Genomic DNA, 18,986 nt, shown 5'->3' on the forward strand with positions numbered 1-18,986 from the left:
GGTGGGCAAGACCCATCTGAGCATCGGTATCGGGCAGAAGGCCATCGAAGCCGGCTACCGGGTGCTGTTCCGCAACGCCTTGGACCTGGTCGAGGAGCTGGAGCTGGCCGAGATGAAGGGCGAACTGAAGAAGATGCTGCACAAGCTCGCCAAGGTCGACGCCCTAGTCATCGATGAGCTGGGCTACCTGCCGATGAGCCGGCAGGCACGCTACGCGCTGTTCCAGCTGATCAACCGGTTCTATGAGCACCGCTCGCTGATCATCACCACCAACAAGGACTTCACCAGTTGGGGGGAGTTCTTCCACGACGACAACGTGGCGGTGCCTATCGTCGACCGGATCATCCACCACTCGCACCTCTACCTGCTGGGCGGGGAGAGCTACCGGCTGAAGCAGAAGACGCTCAGCTGACGATCACGGGTGGGGTCGGGTAGACCGGGCGATTGCTCGTCCCGGCCCCCCTCAGATCCGGACGTGCGCGATTGACGCATCCGGCTCCTCAACCATCAGTTTCGCTACCAGGTAAAACGGTGAATGATCCTGGCGCACGGTAACGGGAGAATCGACAGCAGCTGCGCTGCCTTTTCCCACGAGAACCATCCCTTCTGCGAGCGCCTCCGGAGCCACTTGATCCAGATACGCCGGACCGCGTTGACGAAGCGCTGCAGAGCTTCGATGTTGTTCGTGATCCCGTAGTACGCGTAATGCCCAGTGACCTTCCGACAGAGTTGACGGTGCTGTTCTCGCAGCGGCCGGTGACGGTTGGCTCGGCACCATAGCGAGATTCGCTTGAGGCCGCGCTTGTACCGATCCTTGGCCGTTTTCTGCTTGATGATCAGGCGACCGCGTCTGGACCTGCCCCAGTAGAAGGTGAAGCCCAGGAAGTCGAAGGTCTCGGCACGCCGCTCCCGATGCGGTCGGAACCGCACCAGCCGAGTCTTGGTCGGGTGCAGAGTGAGGCCGAAGCGCGCGAAGCGCTTGGGTAGCACTTCCAGCACCTTGCGGGCATCGGCTTCATTGCTGAATGCCAGGATGGCGTCATCGGCGAACCTCACCGAGAACGCTCGTCCTCGCAGACGCGGCTTGACGTCCTTCTCAAACCACTCGTCCAGCACATAGTGGAGGTAGACATTCGCCAACAAGGGGGAAATCACCCCGCCCTGCGGGCTACCGATCTCTCCCTTCTGCCACTGCCCGGCCTCCAATACCCCGGCCTTGAGCCACTTGCCGATCAGGCGGAGGATCACCCCGTCCTTCACTCGTTGCTGCAGAAACGCTCGCAGGTGCTGATGGTCGATCGTGTCGAAGAAGGCCCTGATGTCCAGGTCGATGACCCAGGCGCCTCCCATCGACATCAGACTGTTCCTCACCGTCTCGACAGCCTGGTGTGCCGAGCGTCCCGGCCGGAAGCCGTACGAGCCGTCCAGAAAGTCATGCTCGTAGAGCGGCTCCAGCAGGGCCACCACGGCACGCTGCAGGACCTTGTCTTCGAAGGTGGGGATACCGATCGGCCGTGTGGTGCGCCCATCTCCCTTGGGGATATGGACACGCCGTACCGGCGGCGCTCGGTAGCGGCCGCTCTTGGCCGCTTCCAGCAGTCGCTGGACGTTGGCCTCGAAGCCGCGCGCGAAGTCGTCCGCCGTCTGGCCATCGATCCCGACGGCGCCATCCCGGCGCGTCATCAGGTAGGCCGTCTTCAGCCACTGGGCGTCAATGTAGTGCGCCAGTGACGTGAAGGCACGCTGCGGGAAGCGCTCTGCCAGCGCTGCTATCCGCACTTGTTTCGTGGACATGACCTCAGGTTCCTGTGCACCTGTCATGTTGCCCTCGTGCAGTTCTGATGATTGGTCGCCCCTTCCCTCCAACGGGTCCCGTCGAGTCGGTTCCCCGCCTTCTTCGGTACTATGAGCAACTCCGACTCCCGCCCTTCCCTCCGGCTGGCTCCTTATGGTCGCCTGGCCGTACCCCCTAAGTGCCTGCTGTTTGCTTCCGCTACCGTCAGGCACCACAGCACCGGACCGGGAGCTTTCGAGACAGGCAGCCCCGCGCCTGATTCATTACCTCTCAGGGGAGAAAGGCGGGCCTCCCAGGTTCCTGGGAAACCCCTGTGTGGACATGCCCTGCTCTTCGACCCCGGCGGCCCTTCCCTGCCAAGCCGTACGGCAGGATCATGTTGCCTTCCATCAATTGAAGGATGTCGGCGACCACAAAGATCAACATTTCGAGGCTCAATCACACGGCCTATCCACTCGCTGTGTACGCTTCGCAGTGGCGGTTACCCGACACCACGCAACACTCGCTACCGGCTGGTGGCTAGCCTTGGCCGGGTGGGACTTGCACCCACTGGGTTTCAATTCATCCTTTCCACCTCCTCGGTTTCCCGGATGACCAGGCTTTGCCTGGCGCACTCAATTTTGTTGACCGCTGGTGGGTCAGTTTTGATGGCCATTGACAACGAGCGCTCGGGCGTTGTCGATCAACACCTCGCGGGTGGTGCCGCCGAAGTGTCGGAACGCGCCTTCCAGACCCTGTAGCCAAGCCGACTGGCGCTCGTGCAGGAACATGGCCACGTAGGTGCGGCGCGAGTAGCCCAGCGTTGCCACGAAGAGGTGAACCTTGATCTGCTCGTCGTCGATGGGCACACGCACGGTGCCAAAGTCGATCTGCAACTGATGGCCTGGCGGCGTCTCGAAGCGCACTGTCGCCGCCGTCTGGGCAAGCACTTCGCGCCGCAGGTGCGCCACGGCGCGCTCGACGGTGCGCAGGCTCACCGTCACGCCGTGTTCGCGCTCCAACTCCTGGCGCACGACATCGCAGTTGCCGCGGTGCTGGCGGAACCGCTCGGTCAGCCACTCGCTGTAGGGCGTCAGCCGGCCAGGGCGCTGCGGTGACCGGTATGGCTGCCAGCCTCCCTGGCGCAGGTAGCTGCGCACCGTGTTGCGGCTGCAACCCAACTCGCGGCTGATGCGCTTGGCGCCCCAGCCTAGCGATGCCAGCTTGAGCATCGTTTGAACGTCCTCAGGCGCTTGCATCGCCTGCCTCCCTTCGATCCACTTGGACCGGGGAGCTTGCTTGACCATCTCTTGCACTTCGACCTCCTTCCACGAAGGGGGTCAATTCCTCGTGTCGTCAGGGGGGCAGTTTGTCGTGTCGCCTGACACATAACTGCAGACTGATTGATAAGAAATCCGTCTGCACTCATAAGCTCTTCGATGCACCGATCTGGAGCAAGAGGTCCCGCTGCCCCCTGCAAACGCACCAGCTAGGGGTATATACCAAGGCCCGCCGCAGGCATGAACCATGCATAACTGTGAAAATCACATGTGGTTCAGCTGCATCGCAGCGACCCATGCATCGAAGAGGCAAGCATGGACAAGACATTTTCAACACTGGAACAGCGCAGCAATTCAAGTTTTGGCTACTGGAACCGTGCGGTTGCGGACACGTATTTCGATATGCATCTGTCTTATCAGAATTCAGAGCATTTCAACGGAGTTCTCGAAGCGTGGGATTTGTCGGTTGTCCAGCTCTCTTGCATGACCTCCGATGGCGCCATCTACAAGCGCGTGCAGAAGGACTGCAGCACGAATGAGCGCCAAGTGCTGGTCACTCTTCCAGTCCAAAGTGAGATTGAGTTCAGCCAATTGGGTCGCACGACCCGATGCGACCCAGGCCAGTTTTTATTGGAACTGAGCGAAGAACCGTTCGTTTTTGGACACAGCCGCCACAACGAAATGTGGGTATTGAAGATCCCAGTTTCTTCGTTGCGTGCCCGCATTGGGGAACCCAAGCGCTTCTGCGCGCGCTCCTACGATGCACAGGAAGGGGTAGGCGGATTGCTTGGAGACTACTTCCGCCTCACGATGCGTCACCGTGAAATGGCCTATGACGCGAACGTTCGTGCCTTGATGGGCGCGCATTTCGTGGATCTGCTCGCGCTAAGTCTTCAGGGCCATCCTGACGCACTCCAGTCCTCTCAGTCCGCCGTTCGCGACGCACACTTGGCCCGGATTGAGGAATACGTGCGCAAGAACCTGTGCGATCCCGATCTGGCGCCGGACAGCATTGCCCAAGCATGCGGAATTTCCCTGCGGTATCTGCACCTTCTATTCAAGGATGCCGAAGCTTCTGTTTGTCAGTGGATTCGCGAGAAGCGACTGCAGTCCGCTTACGAGATGCTGCAGAAAGCTGCGCCGCAAACTTCCATCGCTCAAATTGCCTATGCGGTGGGGTTCAGCGACCACGCGCAGTTTTCCAATGCTTTCCGCAAGAAGTTTGGGCAGGCACCGAGCGAACTGCGCGCGCCTAAGATGGCTCGGGGTGCTGGGCGAGTGCCGGTGGCAGGCATTGAGATCGCGAGCGGCGCGATTTCGCGCACGCACCACTGATCAGGCGGCCTGCAGGCGGCCGACGCCCGCAGTCCACGCGCGCGATGCGGCACGGCGAGCGAGCCGTGCCGCTTTTCTCAGGACAGCTCTGGCTCCAGTCGGTCCAGTGCGCGATTGAGGCGGGAGAACATTTCGTCGATCTGACCAGCATCGATGATCAGCGGCGGGCACAGCGCAATCGTGTCGCCGAGCGGTCGCACGATCAAGCCTTCTTCCAACGCATACTGCGCAAGCTTGACGCCAGCTTTGCGATCCGGCGCAAAGCTCGCCCGCGACACCTTGTCTTGCACCAGTTCGATAGCGCCGACCAGACCCACGGTTCGTGCTTCGCCCACAAAGCGGCGCTCCACGAGGCTGCGAAGTGCGCCACTGAAGCGGGGCGCAAGATCCCGGCAGCGCGCCAGAATGTTGTCGTCTTCGTAAACCTTCAATACTTCCAGCGCCACGGCCGCTGCAACCGGGTGGCCAGAGTAGGTGTAGCCGTGGCCGAAAGTCCCATGGCGTCCGCTGTTGGCGGCGATCGCCTCGTAGACCTTGGCGCTGACCATGACGGCGGAGATCGGCATGTATGCGGATGACAAGCCTTTCGCACAGGTCAGGATGTCCGGCTGGATGTTGAAGGTTGTCGAACCAAACATGTTGCCGGTGCGGCCAAAGCCGCAGATGACCTCGTCGGCGATCATCAAGATGTCGTACTTGCGCAGAACGGCCTGGACCTTCTCGAAGTAGCCCGCGGGCGGCACGATGACGCCGCCTGCCCCCATGACGGGCTCAGCGATGAACGCCGCGACAGTGTCCGGGCCCTCGGCCAGGATCTGCTCCTCCAGCACCTGCGCCAGACGCGTTGCGAACGCTTCTTCTGATTCGCCAGCCAAACCATAGCGGTAGTGGTGCGGACAGTCCGTGTGCAGGAAGCGTGGAGCAATCGGCAGGTCGAAGTCGTTGTGGTTGCTGGCCAGACCACCCATGCTCGCGGCCACCGCGGTCACGCCGTGGTAGGCATTGCGGCGGGCGATGATCTTCTTCTTCAGGGGCTTACCAATGGCGTTGTGGTAGTACCAGACCATCTTGGCGGCACTGTCGTTGGCCTCCGATCCAGAGCTCGCGAAGAACACCTTGCCCATCGGCACTGGTGCAACTTCCAGCAGCCGCTCGGCCAACTGTGCCACGGCGCTGTTGGTGCGGTGGTAGAACGTGTGGTAGTAGGGGAGTGTCTGCATCGCTTTGGTCGCGGCCGCGATCAGCCTGGGGTGGCTGAACCCCAGGGATGCGCACCACAGGCCCGACATGCCTTCGATGAAGCGCCGGCCCTTCTCATCGATGACGTGGATGCCGTCGCCCTGGACGATGACCAGGGGCTCGACCTGGCCCGATTGGGCCAGGTTGGTGTAGGAGTGCAGGTGGGCTGCGACATCCTTGTTTGCGATGCTGCTGTTCATTTGGTTCTCACTTGATAGTTGATGGGTTCTTCAGGAATTGCGGTCAGCGCAGCACATCACCGATGCAGATGTATTTCATCTCCAGGTACTCCTCCATGCCGTGGCGCGAGCCTTCGCGGCCCAGCCCGGACTGCTTCACGCCGCCGAAAGGAACGTGCTCCGCCGCGATCACGCCAGCATTCACGCCAAGAATCCCGCATTCCAGGGCTTCGGACACGCGCGTGATGCGACCGATGTCGCGGCTGTAGAAGTAGCTGGCCAAGCCGAACTCCGTACTGTTCGCTGCAGCGATGGCGTCGTCCTCGTGCTTGAACTTGAAGATCGGGGCCAGCGGACCGAACGTTTCCTCCGTCGCGCAGAGCATGTCGGCGGTCGCATCGGCCACCACGGTGGGCTGGAAGAATTGGCCATGCAGCTTCGCGCCACCGGCCAGAATCCGCGCGCCTTTGGCCTTTGCGTCATCCACGTGACGCTGCACCTTCTCCACCGCCGCGGGCTCGATCAGCGGCCCCTGCACCACGCCTTCGTCAAAGCCATTGCCGACCTTCAACGTCTTCACCTTGGCGGTGAACTTGTCGATAAAGGCGTCGTACACGGCCTCTTGCACGTAGATGCGGTTGGCGCACACACAGGTCTGGCCAGCATTGCGGTACTTGCTGGCGATGGCGCCTTCAACAGCCGAGACGAGATCGGCATCGTCAAACACGATGAAGGGTGCATTGCCGCCCAGTTCCAACGCGAGCTTTTTGACCGTGGGCGCACTTTGGGCCATCAGGATGCGGCCAACCTCGGTGGATCCGGTGAAACTGATGTGGCGAACCTTGTCGCTGGAGCAGAAGACCTTGCCGGCCTGCACGCTGTTGTCGCTGTCGGCTGTCAGCACGTTCAGCACGCCAGGCGGAATGCCAGCGCGCACTGCCAGTTCAGCCGCAGCAAGAGCCGTCAGCGGTGTGAACTCGGCAGGCTTGATGACGACGGTGCAGCCTGCAGCCAATGCAGGAGCCACCTTGCGGGTGATCATGGCGAGGGGGAAGTTCCATGGCGTGATCGCGGCGCAGACGCCGATGGGTTGGCGCAGGACCGACAACCGCCGGTTGTTGTCGAACTGGGGCAAGGTCTCGCCAGCCACCCGCTTGGCCTCCTCGGCGTACCACTCGACGAAGCTGGCCCCGTACGCGACTTCTCCCTTCGCCTCGGCCAGCGGTTTTCCCTGCTCGGCCGTCAGGATGCGAGCGAGGTCGTCGACATTGGCCATCAACAGGTCGAACCAACGGCGCAGGATGTTGCTGCGCTCCTTGGCCGTTTTAGCCTTCCAGGGTCCCAGCGCGGCATCTGCGGCGGCAATCGCGACCTCCGCTTCCTCTGCGCCCATGTTCGCGACGTCGGCAAGCTTTGCGCCGGTGCTCGGATCCGTGACCGCGAACTGCCGCGCGCCTTCAAGCCACTGGCCGTTGATCAGTGCGCCGGTCCGCAGGAGCATGGTGTCTTTGAGCAGGTGAAACGGAGAGATGGGTTTGGTCATGGAAGGATCCAGTGGTCAGAGGTGGCGCACGAACCGCGTGCGCGAACGGGGACGAACCTCGACCGACTAGCACGCTCAAGCATGCCTGGAACGGTCGGGTACGCCTCCATTTCATTGCGAATTGAGTCTAAACGGTCAAAGTCCAACTCAACAAAAGAGAATGGCCCCTCCCCAATGTTAATCACATTATGCTCAACTCCTTCTCCACGCTTGTAACACTCCCCGGCTTTCAGCCTAACTTCTTTCTCGCCGTCAGGTGTTTCAAGCAACATATGACCATCTTGAACGGGGACAATCACGTAGTCATGGGCATGTCGATGCCAGCCCGTTTCCGAGCCGGGAGGGAAATTCCAGAGAGTCACGATCACCTGATTATCGTCAATTTGAACTTGGCTCACGGCCTGCACTCTCTTCATAGTGATATTCTCCTTATTTATTTCAACGATGAACAATTGGCTTCCGTCTTCGAATCACATTGCTGCCACTCACATCTGGCGATCCCGTAGTTCGCTAGCGGAATAGCCGAATCGTCTACGAAACACGCGGCTGAACTGTGCCTGCTCCGTGAATCCCCAGCGGTAGGCCACCTCACCGATATTGACCCCCGCAGGCAGCGTCTCTAACTCACGATGCGCAGCCTCCAGCCGCTGCGCGCGTATCCATTCTCCAACCGTATACCCCGATCCAGCAAAAAGCTTGTGCAAATAACGCAAGGAAATACCGCAAAAACTGGCGATTCGAGCGGGCGAAAGTTCGGGATCGCCCAGGTTGGCCGAGATATAGCGCTCGATTCGCATGAGGTGCGCAGTTTTCATATGTGACTGGTCACTATTCAGCACCCGCTCGTCTTGCTCTAACACCATCGAAAGCATGCTCAGGGTCTGCTCGAACAAGCGACTCTGATCCTCCACCCTGCAATCATTCACATGTTGCGAGCAGATCTTCAGGAAGTCGACGAAGGCACAGCCGATGCCTTCCTGGGCGGAGAAGCAGTGCTGCGAATAGCGCTCCGGCCGCCGAATGCGGGACTTCATCGGCCCCTCGGGCACCTTGAACACCCACATGTCATTCGGTGTCGTATAGCCGAACTGATAGGGGGCATCGCCCTGTTCGACGATGAAGTGGCCCGGGGGGCAGTTCAAGCTTCTTCCATGCTGGGAAAAGAACACCTTTGCCTGTAACGGTATCGTCACCAAAAACGAAGCTTGGCTATCCTCAACAATCTGCGAACGCGACCGGGAGTATTTAGCCCTGTCAGAAGTGAGTCGCGATAGAGAGAAGTTACTTCCCTCTGCTTTCCAAAGCCTCAGCGTCCCTTGGAAAGCATCTTCCTTATGGCCGCCGTAATTTATCGTCAATGGAAAGTAAGTATCGGAAATTATCTGAGTCCAGCGATCCTGCGAGTTTGAGATTAACCGTGTGTCGGGACTTGTGCCTCCACCATCCCTTGTCAGCCTAGCGACTTCTGGCAGCTCAGTGGCTCCTGGCATTGTCGTAGTTGTATTCATGCCATTCCTCTCTGTCTGTACACGCGCCGCATATGAGCGTATCGCAACGAAGGCGAGATTCCTGAGGCCCGGCCCGACCTGATCGGGCCAGGGTCCTACGAAGTCTCGCCGTTCTCGTTAGCAATCGCAATATCAGGTCCAGAAACTGGATGATCGCTTGTCCAGAGAGTCACGATACTGTCGAGTGGACTTCTCCAACAGCTCGCCGGTGCCCCAGTCCAGCACCACACCGTAGCGACGAATCACATCCAGGACATTCAGCTCACCATCTCGATACTGCTTGGCGACGTCTTCAGGGGGTGTCTGCAGCCACTCCCGCCGATTTGTCCGGATCCACTCACGAGCCTTGGCGGTGCGCTCGGCGTTGATCTCATAGTCATCGATATCAGGATCATTTACCTGGATCACCACGCCATAGTCACGCTCGGCGCGCTCGACAGACACATAGCCATCGATCACATCCTCCAGCACCGCTTCCTCATCGCGCTCCAACGGGTCACCGAAGCCACCGCCACCCGCCGAGGGGCGCGTGAAGGTATCTCCGGAGCGTACCGTCACATTCGAGAAGGTGACACCCAGGTATTTCTCATCCGGCGTTCCCTTGTTGAGCCACACTCCGTGCGGCACGGAGGGCAGTCCACCATTTATTCCCCAGGTCACCGAACGGCCGCGGTCACAGCAGTAGCTCATCACCGTCTTGTCGACCTGGGTCAGCTTGCCCCCCTTCTCGACACCGCAACCGCCACGAAAGCGGCCTGGCCCGGCTGAATCTATGATGATTTCGTGGCACATCGTCAGCACGGGGTTCAGCCGCTCCTGCCCTTCCACCGGCTGAACCGCCAGCCCGGTGCCGAATACTGGCGAGGTGGCGGACGAACCGTCCTTGGTCTGACGCCCACCCCAGCCGCCAGCCATCCAGTCATACCACATGAAGTAGTCGCCGCTGCCGGTGCGCCTATCATTGCCCCCGATCAGCAGGTACTCGAGGTTGAACGCACAGGCCATGGCACGCTCCGGCATGACCCCGCTCCAAAGCTCGAAGATCCCGTTCATGACCTTCTCGTAGGGGCCGGCGCAGAAACCGGAAACCGCATGGGGCCAGCCTGCGTTCACCACGCTACCCTCCTCACCGATATTGGCCGTCACCGCGCGATAGAAGCCAGAGTTTAGCGGAACGTCGGGGAAGAAGGTCTTGGTGCCCGCGTAGATGGCGGAGTGGGTCGTCCCGTAGCAGGAGTTGAGAAAGGTGGAGACAGCAGGTGCCGAACCTGACAAATCATAGTGAATTCCATTGCCATCCAGCGTCAGCTTGATGCGAATGGGAACCATCCCTTCGCCCAGGGCAGGGTCCCCATCGATATAATCAACCGTCTCCCACTCACCCTTCGGCATTCCGGCCAGACTCTTGAGCACGACCCGCTCAACATAGTCCTGGGTCTCCTGCATAGCGGCCACGACAGTGGCCTTGGAGTACTTATCGACCAGGCGAAGAACCTCACGCTCACAAACCGCCGTAGCCTCTGCCTGGGCCTGCAGATCCCCCAGGGCCTGAGCCGGCGCACGGGTATTGGAAACCAGCAGCTGGGCAACATCATGCAGGAAAACGCCTGCGCGCCAGACACGCACCGGCGTGATACGCAGCCCCTCACTGAAGTGGGTGCTGGCATTGACGTCGAAGGAACCCGGAACGCTGCCGCCGATATCCGCCCAGTGTCCCTTGTTCTGGGCAAAGCCGATAATCTCTCCTTCGGAAAATATCGGCCGAATAAAGCTGACGTCGTTAAGGTGCGTACCGCCACGATAGGGGTCGTTGATAGCAAAGACATCACCGGGGTGAATGTCACCCGAAAACTCCTCGAGAACCGCCTTACACTGGAAGTGCAGGGTGCCGACGTGTACCGCAATATCGCCACTGCCCTGCATGACCGTGTTGCCCTCAGCATCGCATAGCGCGGAGGAGAAGTCTCGTGAATAGATGACGAACGAGTAGCAGGTTCGCAGGATCTGCTCGCTCATCAAGTCGACGCTCGTGGCGAATGCATTCTTGAGGACTTCAAATGTGACCGGATCGAGAGCATTGTCCTTGTTTGTATGTGCCATGATCATGCCTCCTCTCCCGACTGAATCAGTTGAATGCGAATATTCTTCCACTCATCGATCGACGCCACCGTATCAGGCGGTACCACAGTGGTGGAGTCCAGCTGATCGATGATGGCGGGCCCAGTGAATTCAAACCCTATCGGCAGAGTTGCTCGGTCGTAGACCGGTGTCTGGTGCCATTGCCCCTCGAAGTACACCTCGCGGTAGGCATGCGGTTCTGCCTGAGCACCAGGCTGACGCTCGCTGCGCGGAAATGCCGGCTTGGGCGTCTTGCCAACGGCACGAAGATGAAGCTGGTAGATCTCGACCGGAAGCGAATTCTGACGAAAGGAGAACTGCCGCTCATGCTCCTTGTGGAACATCTCGATGGCATCCTCGAGTGACGCGTCGCCGCTGCCCATCGCCACCTGTAGAGAGCGCCACTGCCCCTGATAACGCATGGAGATGCCACGCTGCAGGACCACATCGGCGTCAGCGACGCCCTCATGGCGCAGCCGGTCCACCGCTTCGTCTTCCAGTGACCGGAACTGGCGATCGAGATCTTCCAGATCGGCACTATCCGCCGCCGCGGTGTACATCATCGAGAGGTCGTGCTGGATATCCACCAACAGACACCCCATAGCCGAAGTCACCCCGGGGTTGGGGGGCACAATCACCGCCGGAATACCCAGCTCCTTGGCCACCTCTGCACCGTGTAGGGCGCCGGCACCGCCAAATGCGATCAGGGCGAAATCACGTGGGTCCAGGCCACGGCGGATCGACACCAGCCGCACCGCATCGGCCATGTTAGCATTCGCCACCTTGATGACCGCATGTGCCGCCTCTGCAGTACCTAGCGACAGCGGCTTGCCAACACGCTCTTCTATAACCTGGATCGCCTTTTCCCGGTTCAGCTCGAGTGCGCCGCCGGCAAGGACGGTACCCAGACGGTTCAGCGCCAGGTTGGCATCCGTATTGGTAGGCTCCGAGCCGCCGCGCTCGTAGCAGGCTGGGCCTGGATCAGCACCCGCGGACTGCGGCCCATTGCGCAAGGCACCAGCGATATCAATATGCGCCAAGGAGCCGCCTCCGGCACCAACGGTTAGCACCTCGATACTCGGGAATACGATGGGGTGACCATACTCCACTCCCCACTGCTTGGTAACGCGCAACTCACCATCATGGATCAGCGAGATATCGGTAGAAGTACCCCCCATATCAAGTCCGACAGCATTCTGATAACCGCACTGCTCGGCGATATGCTTGGCGGCGATCGCCCCAGCGGCGATACCGGATGCTGCCAGACGAACAGGGAAGTGCTTCGCCATGGCCGGGGTCATAGAGCCGCCACCAGAGTGAAGCAATAGCAGGTCGTTGTCGTAGCCACCCGCACTCAACTCATCATCGAGCTGCTTGACGTAGTCCGACACCAGTGGGCCCAGCACCGTATTCGCCACCGCGGTATTGAAGCGGTCGTGCTCAAATATCTCCGGCAGGATATCAGAAGAGGTCGAAACATTGGCCTCCGGCATTTCTTCTTCGAGAATCTCCCGCATGCGCTGCTCGTTATTTGCATTGGCGTAGGAGTTCATGAAGCAGACGGCAATGGTCGTGGTGCCGCGACGCTTAAGCTTGCGCGCCAGGGCACGGGCCTCGCCTTCATCCAGCGGGGTGACTACATTGCCAGCGTAGTCAACCCGTTCACTAACCTCGAAACGGTCCCGGCGGCGAATGTAAGGTCCGCTAACATCCGCGTAGGCGTCCCAGAGGTTATCCTTGGTGCCATCGCGGATTTCGATCACATCACGAAACCCCTTGGTGGTTACCAGAGATGCCTTGGGAAAACGCCGAGTAATCAAGGCATTGGTGGCAACAGTTGTACCATGGAAGAAAAGGTCGACATCCGATAACTTGATCTCTCCCCGCTTGACCCCGTTAATTACGGCCTGCATGGGGTTGTTTGGCGTGGACGGAACCTTGGTGACACGAAACTCCTGGGTTGATGAATTATAAATACACACATCGGTAAAGGTTCCACCCGCGTCTACCGCCACTCTCAAATCAGGCATATGTCACCTCATTGTTATCTAGTTAGATGATATTTATTTAAATATTTTGCTTATTAACTTAGGCCGCTTCTTGCTTCAAACCTCCCTCTCTCTTATTTAAGGCTGGCGACGTACCACTCTTCCCGCGCAAACCTCAGCCCCAGTTCGTAGACGATAAAGGCGAACATGAAGGTGGCCGGCGCCGAGAATCCGGCAATAGCAGGCACGTTCATGATGATGATTCCGGTCAGGGTGGCACCGCACCAGGCCACGAGGCCACAGGGGTTAAAGGCAGGAATGTAGGCATTATCCAGTTCGACATGGCCGTTGAAGCGGTCTTGGTATGTACGCGAGAGAATATGCGCCAGGGCGACGCCGACCCAGGCAACCACAAAGACCCCCTGATACGCCAGTGCCTGAAGAATATAGGAGAAGACATCCGCCATCATCAGCACATAGGCAATGACGCCAATCACACACCCGGCCACTATCTTGGACATCTGGATACCGGTGACCTTGCGAATGAAGGACTCGAAATTGACAGTCGCCAGATAGAAATTGGCGGTGTTAATACGGCTCTGGGTCACCCATACCAGTAGCAGGCCACCAAAACCCATCAATTCAAGCAGACCCAGTACCACTGAGGCTTCCGACAGACCGTCGGTCGGGATCATGGAATCCAGCAGGATGCCGACAATGCCGCTGAACAGGAAGGTCATAGCATAAAAGGGAATACCGAAAGTTACTCTGGTATGGAACTTGCTATCTTCCTGACGACCAAACCGGGCGTAGTCAAAGGTGAACATCATCAGCGCCCAGACTCCCATGTAGTAGGCAAAGGTCTGCAACCAGCCCCAAGGAGATGCTCCGCCTTCAGGTACACGGGTCAGCCAACCGCTGGGGTAACCGAACTCCGCTACCGCCATGCCCACGGCGATCAGCATACCAACGACATATACCGGAAGGAGGACGCCATTGAACTTGTCCAGCCAGTGCTGAACACTGCCGAAAATCAATGCCACCCCCAAGGCCGCCACAATGGCCGTTGAGATCCCCATCGGAATTACGCCACTCCACTCTGAGAGCACCAGCGCCATGACATAGCCTTCAAACACGGCGTAATAAAGTGCTGTTGCAAAGAAGATCAGCGTTGCCACTACGGCCCCGAAGTGTCCGAACAGCACTTTGGAAAAAAGCGCAACGGTTAAACCGGTTTTCATAGAGTAGCGACTGATAACACCATTTATGATGCCATAGGCAATCATGGTTAGAACAATACCGATCAGTGCATTGGTTGTTCCATATGCACGCGCCATGGCCGCTGCCACCACCATATAGAAGATAGCACTACAGACAGCCCACCAGGCCATCATAAGATTTACCTTAGGCATTCGTCCTTCTGGAGGAACAGGGCGTTCTGAAAAGTCCAGATCCTGTGCTTCATTCTGATGATTACTCATTTCTCTTCTCTCTTCTTGTTTGACTTATTTCAAAACAGCAGCCGTCAACTCCTCTTAAAGCCCATTCATCAGGCTTTAAACATCCGGCTGCCATCAAGGTTGTTGTAATTATCTTGCGAGAAGGCGTTAGCACGCTTCAACCATAGCGCTAACCACTGCGGGATGTTTGGCCTGCAGCGCACTGTCATTTAGCCTGACGTGCACTGCATGCAAAGCCGGAAGGAGTTCCCCCCGAATTAAGGCATGTTACGCAGCTGCTCCAACACGTGCTGATACCGGGCACGTGCGTCCATCGCTTGTTCAAGGGTCACCTGAACAAAGCGCACCTTCTGGTGGGGCTGGATTTGGCCTACGGTGTCCATGTCGGAACTGATCACAGTCCCGATCATGGCGTAGCCACCCCCGGAAACCGCATCCCTGTGCAGAATGATGGGCTCGCTGCCACTGGGAACCTGAATAGATCCGATCGGGTAACAGGCATCCACGATATTGGACGGATCATCACCGGCCCCGAAGGGTGGCTCACGCTTGATAAAGTCCAGCTTGGTTCCACCTTTCATGCGGTAACCGATGCGGTCGGCTTCAGAAGCGGCGGTCCAGTCCTCATGATAAAATCGCTCGGCACTGTCCGGTTCCAGACGGTGCGCATAAAGTCCAGGTATAACACGCAGCTCATAGCGTTTGTAAAACGCAGGAACCAGATTTTCAGGCAGGCGTCGTCCTGTCTTGGCTAGCTCGTGGGCAGGCAACACACCCAGAGTGTCGCCCGGTTGCAGGGTGCGCCCTTGCAAGCCCCCCAGCGAGCCCAAGGCATAAGTACTGCGGCTGCCGAGCCTTTCGGGCACATCAATGCCTCCCTCAATGGCCAGGTAGAGCCGCGCCCCTGCTTTGACAAAATCAAAACTCAGCGTTGCACCGGCAGGCACCTCGAACACTTCATTCAGCGGTTGCGGCTCACCATCAACACGCGGCAGCATTTCCGCACCACAGGCCGCCACCTTATGGGTGTCGGTAAAGCGCAATTCAGGGCCCATCAATGCACATTCAATGACCGCCGCGCCTTCAGGGTTGCCCAGCAACAGGTTGGCTGCGACCAATGACCGCTGATCCATCCCTCCGGACGGTGGAATTCCAAGGTGGTAGTATCCCTGACGTCCTTTATCCTGGATTGATGACGCTAGGCCCGGCTTGATGACTTCAATGCTCATACAGTGCCTCCTTTACGCGACGTGCATAGCCATCCGGATCTTGGTTGAACGCATCCAGATCAAAGGTGAAGTGTGTGACGTTGGGCGTGAACTGCCCTTTTTCAGCGACGTCCAGCAGGTTGTCATACTCCTGAATCCGTGAGACCGGCCCCCAGGAATGCTTCTAACCTACTGAACTGCATGGCAATATAGCGAATATCGCCATTCACCCAGACAGTGCCATGCCCAACGTCAAGTTCCGCGCCAGTCGCCGCACCCTCACCAGCCACGCCGGGCTGTCCATCATCGGGCAGTGCTTCGAGATCGCTGGCGTTGACAGCATCGACAGCCGCTTCCCCACCACGCTGGGCATGCGCACCAGTGACGTGATCAAGAGCTACCTGGGCCTGCTGTGTCTGGGCATGAGCGACTATGACGCTGTCGAGAACTTCCGCCGCGACAAGCCCTTCCAACAACTGCTGACCCTGCAGAAGGTGCCGAGCGCGGCGACGCTGCGACAGCGGCTGGAGAAACTTGCCGCCAACGACCTGCAGGCGCGCACCGCCACCTGGTCCACGACCCTGCTGTCACTGATCGAAGCACCGATCACCGCCGAGACGACGCACGTCTGCCTGGACATCGACACCTTCGTCATGGACAACAGCAACTCGAAGAAGGAAGGCGTCTCGCGGACCTACCAGAAGGTCGATGGCTACACCCCGATCGCCGCCTATCTGGGCAACGAAGGATGGTGCCTGGGTCTGGAACTGCGTCCTGGCAAGCAGCACACCATGAAGGAGAGCAACGCCTTCCTGGAGCGGGTACTGCCTCGCGCCCAAGGCCTGACCGAGCAACCGATCCTGTTACGCGAGGACAGCGGCTTCGACAGCCAGGCGCACCTGGCGCTTCTCGAACAGCAGCGCCAGGTCTTTGCCGACGAGGGGCGCCGGCTCGACTATGTCGTCAAATGGAACCCGCGCGGCTCGGCCACGGCCGATCAGGATACCTGGTTGGCTGTGGCGGCGGACTACTGGGAAGAGCTGCGTCCTGGCAAGCGCCAGGCGCTGTGGCCGCAGACCGTCTCGATCCACGACGACAACAAGACCGAATACGTCGTCCAACGCGTGATGCGCCTGGTAGAGCGCACCGCCGATCGCGATGGCCAGTTGCTGCTCGAACCGGACTATGAGTTGGAAGGCTGGTGGACCAGCCTGGACGAGGCGCCGGAGGCGGTGATCAAGCGCTACCAGGCGCATGCCACCCATGAGCAGTTTCACAGCGAGATCAAGACCGATCTCGACCTGGAGCGCTTGCCGTCCGGCAAGTTCGCCACCAACGATCTGATCCTGCATCTCGCCCAGTTGGCCTACAACATCCTGCGCCTGATGGGACAGCTGGGCATGACCGGCGAGCTGAGCCCGGTTCGCCACCCGGCCAAGCGGCGCCGGCTGCGCACCGTGCTACAAGAGCTGGTGCACCGTGCGGCTCTCGTGATTCACAAGGCACGGCAGATCATCCTCGACTTCGGGCAGGACATCGGACGCATGACGGTATTGAACACCTTGCGAAGCCGCCTGCGCTATCCCCGAAGCACGCCATGCTGATCGTCTGTCGGACAAAGGCACCACGCAGAGAGCTGACGGTCATCGGCAGCCAGCATCACCGTACCCGGCGGGTAGCAATGCATGAGCAAACGGGTCATCGTCGCCGGCCGATGCCGCTATGGTTGGCCATGGCAGAGATGCATTCGGCGGTTGAGACGGAATCGGAGGTCAAAAATGCTCGCTGACGGCGATAGGGAAAGTGTCGACGCCGGCATCACGGATTCAGGTATACTGCTTGGTGCACTGCTATTTACCACGACCAGTCATGCACGCGATACCACGCACATGCTGTCCATCGAAGAGGCCATGAGTACTCCCGCCGCAAGGGAGCGCCTGGATCCAAACATTGGTTTCTTCTTCGCTGATACGCCGCACGGCGAGGTCATTGCCGAGCATGGCAATTTCGTCACCAATAAGAAAACCAACGCCTTCAACAAGAGCGATGAAGAAGCCTGCAAGTGGGTAATGCTCTCCGCCTGCTCAGCCTGCAGACCGCGTCAAGGCTGAAGGCGGCAATGCCGTCATCAATATCGAGAGCTTCTACAAGCGTCAGCCCATGGCATCGAGCAGTGAATACGAGTGCCATGCCGGCGCGGTCATCGCTGGTGTAGCCCTACGCGGCGATGTCGTTACCCTGCGTTGAACAGGTGACGCCGCGCCTCGATATGCTCTTGGTACAAGCGCCCGCTGGCAGCAGCGGGGCTTGTCTGTCTCGACTGGGGAGGAATCACTCTCTCGGCTAGCCGCCTACCACGGTTACGACTGCCCGGTAAGCGCTTGGTCGCCCAGAGGCCGAGGTGCGCCACACCACCCGGCGCTGCCTTCTCCCTGGCAGGCCTGTCTCACCCACCGTGGCCGCCGGGTTGTCGCCGGGCTCGCCACCGTACCGGTCGGCATCGATATCGAGCATACCCGCCCTCGACATAACAAGCGGCTAGCCGAACTGGTGGCATTGCTGCCCGAAGCCGCTGTTCGCCATGCCATCCTCGAGTCGAGCAACCCTTTGCAGGCGTTCTATCAAGCCTGGACACGTCACGAAGCCCTGTTCAAGCTTGATAGCCTATGTGGCTCACCGCCTGACCATGTGCTGGCGACTCGCCTAGCCCGGCTCTCTCCCGAGGGGGATATTCACGCCTGGCAGTGGCAACATGCCGGCTGGACAATCAGCCTGTGTAGCCAACACCGTTCACTGCAGATTCGTTCACTACCGAGGCTGGCAATCCGCAAAATTCAGTCAATCGCCGCCGCCTTATAAAGGCTTTTTCCTGCCAAGCACCGGGCTAATCCACCGAGATAGCAGGTCTTGCACCGCGCTTCCAATTAACCGAACTGTTGCACAGATGTCACCCGCGTCATGGGGGATGCGTAGGCTTGTCGCATTCGACCAACCCGGGAAGCCCTATGCTGAACTCAATCCTATCGCGTCGCCTGACTCTCCCTTTGCTGAGCGCTGCCGCCCTTACCTCGCTCTCCGCCTTGGCCATTGCCCAGGATCGTCCAGAGCTGATTATTGGTGTGCTGATCTGCCGGCAACCCTTGAGCCTGGCAAAGAACTATCCAATGTCGGCACCCGGGTCAATTATAGTATTTCGATACCCTCATCCCGTGACTTCCTCTCCGCGGAAGGCGGCGGCGGTTCCGAACTCGTGCCATCCCTGGCCACCTCCTGGCAACGTCTCGACGACCTGACACTCGAAGTCACGCTGCGTGAGGCGTCACCTTTCATAATGGTGCGCCGCTGACAGCCGAA

15 protein-coding genes and 1 pseudogene are annotated in these 18,986 nt (G+C 59.2%); 6 read left to right on the top strand and 10 right to left on the bottom strand.

The window, feature by feature from the left end:
• Window position 1 precedes the first annotated feature (1 nt).
• Window positions 2-412 (top strand): ATP-binding protein, encoded by a 411-nt coding sequence (locus FDY98_RS25330; protein ID WP_442908003.1) that lies wholly within the window; start codon window positions 2-4, stop codon window positions 410-412.
• A gap of 104 nt (window positions 413-516) precedes the next feature.
• Here FDY98_RS25330 and ltrA read toward each other — a convergent pair whose 3' ends face one another.
• Both ltrA and istA read right to left on the bottom strand, forming a co-directional pair.
• Window positions 517-1,794: a group II intron reverse transcriptase/maturase gene (ltrA, locus tag FDY98_RS25335; RefSeq protein ID WP_196518201.1), complete on the bottom strand. Its 1,278-nt coding sequence runs from the start codon at window positions 1,792-1,794 to the stop codon at window positions 517-519.
• A gap of 639 nt (window positions 1,795-2,433) precedes the next feature.
• Window positions 2,434-3,081 (bottom strand): IS21 family transposase, encoded by a 648-nt coding sequence (gene istA / locus FDY98_RS25340; RefSeq protein WP_340147136.1) that lies wholly within the window; start codon window positions 3,079-3,081, stop codon window positions 2,434-2,436.
• A 288-nt stretch (window positions 3,082-3,369) separates the two neighbouring features.
• Here istA and FDY98_RS25345 point away from each other — a divergent pair, with 288 nt between their 5' ends.
• Window positions 3,370-4,389 carry a helix-turn-helix domain-containing protein gene (locus FDY98_RS25345; RefSeq protein WP_155706397.1) on the top strand — a complete coding sequence of 340 codons (1,020 nt, stop codon included), beginning with the start codon at window positions 3,370-3,372 and terminating at the stop codon, window positions 4,387-4,389.
• Window positions 4,390-4,466: 77 nt separating this feature from the next.
• On the opposite strand, the gene FDY98_RS25350 is transcribed toward FDY98_RS25345, so the two are convergent.
• The 8 genes and pseudogenes from FDY98_RS25350 to FDY98_RS25385 form a co-directional block, all read right to left on the bottom strand.
• A complete protein-coding gene (locus FDY98_RS25350) occupies window positions 4,467-5,828 on the bottom strand; it encodes an aminotransferase (RefSeq protein ID WP_155706398.1) in 1,362 nt (453 codons plus the stop codon).
• 43 nt (window positions 5,829-5,871) lie between these two features.
• Entirely contained in the window at window positions 5,872-7,350 is a 1,479-nt protein-coding gene (locus tag FDY98_RS25355; RefSeq protein WP_155706399.1) for an NAD-dependent succinate-semialdehyde dehydrogenase, read from the bottom strand.
• 140 nt (window positions 7,351-7,490) lie between these two features.
• A pseudogene (locus FDY98_RS25360) lies at window positions 7,491-7,766 on the bottom strand (cupin domain-containing protein); the annotation flags it as partial.
• A gap of 69 nt (window positions 7,767-7,835) precedes the next feature.
• Complete coding sequence (locus FDY98_RS25365; RefSeq protein ID WP_340147112.1) at window positions 7,836-8,858, bottom strand: helix-turn-helix domain-containing protein; 1,023 nt, start codon at window positions 8,856-8,858, stop codon at window positions 7,836-7,838.
• Window positions 8,859-8,990: 132 nt separating this feature from the next.
• Window positions 8,991-10,964, bottom strand: coding sequence for a hydantoinase B/oxoprolinase family protein (locus FDY98_RS25370; RefSeq protein WP_155706401.1), 1,974 nt, complete (start codon window positions 10,962-10,964; stop codon window positions 8,991-8,993).
• Window positions 10,961-13,006 carry a hydantoinase/oxoprolinase family protein gene (locus tag FDY98_RS25375; protein WP_155706402.1) on the bottom strand — a complete coding sequence of 682 codons (2,046 nt, stop codon included), beginning with the start codon at window positions 13,004-13,006 and terminating at the stop codon, window positions 10,961-10,963. Before FDY98_RS25375 ends, FDY98_RS25370 begins: the two co-directional genes overlap by 4 nt.
• Window positions 13,007-13,098: 92 nt before the next feature.
• A complete protein-coding gene (locus FDY98_RS25380) occupies window positions 13,099-14,445 on the bottom strand; it encodes a purine-cytosine permease family protein (RefSeq protein WP_155706403.1) in 1,347 nt (448 codons plus the stop codon).
• Window positions 14,446-14,681: 236 nt separating this feature from the next.
• Window positions 14,682-15,653, bottom strand: coding sequence for a biotin-dependent carboxyltransferase family protein (locus FDY98_RS25385; RefSeq protein ID WP_155706404.1), 972 nt, complete (start codon window positions 15,651-15,653; stop codon window positions 14,682-14,684).
• A gap of 221 nt (window positions 15,654-15,874) precedes the next feature.
• Between FDY98_RS25385 and FDY98_RS25390 the strand changes: the two genes are divergently transcribed.
• The 4 genes from FDY98_RS25390 (at window position 15,875) to FDY98_RS29165 (ending at window position 18,978) form a co-directional block, all read left to right on the top strand.
• Window positions 15,875-17,236 carry an IS1380 family transposase gene (locus FDY98_RS25390; RefSeq protein ID WP_155706405.1) on the top strand — a complete coding sequence of 454 codons (1,362 nt, stop codon included), beginning with the start codon at window positions 15,875-15,877 and terminating at the stop codon, window positions 17,234-17,236.
• Between the two features lie 174 nt (window positions 17,237-17,410).
• A complete protein-coding gene (locus FDY98_RS25395) occupies window positions 17,411-17,743 on the top strand; it encodes a hypothetical protein (RefSeq protein WP_442908005.1) in 333 nt (110 codons plus the stop codon).
• Between the two features lie 196 nt (window positions 17,744-17,939).
• The gene (locus FDY98_RS25400) at window positions 17,940-18,491 is read left to right on the top strand and encodes a 4'-phosphopantetheinyl transferase family protein (RefSeq protein ID WP_340147113.1); all 552 of its coding nucleotides are present in this window, start codon (window positions 17,940-17,942) and stop codon (window positions 18,489-18,491) included.
• A 106-nt stretch (window positions 18,492-18,597) separates the two neighbouring features.
• The gene (locus FDY98_RS29165; protein ID WP_340147114.1) at window positions 18,598-18,978 is read left to right on the top strand and encodes a hypothetical protein; all 381 of its coding nucleotides are present in this window, start codon (window positions 18,598-18,600) and stop codon (window positions 18,976-18,978) included.
• The last annotated feature ends 8 nt before the right edge of the window (window positions 18,979-18,986 follow it).

Source organism: Halomonas sp. PA16-9 (assembly GCF_009728585.1).
Taxonomy (GTDB): domain Bacteria; phylum Pseudomonadota; class Gammaproteobacteria; order Pseudomonadales; family Halomonadaceae; genus Vreelandella; species Vreelandella titanicae.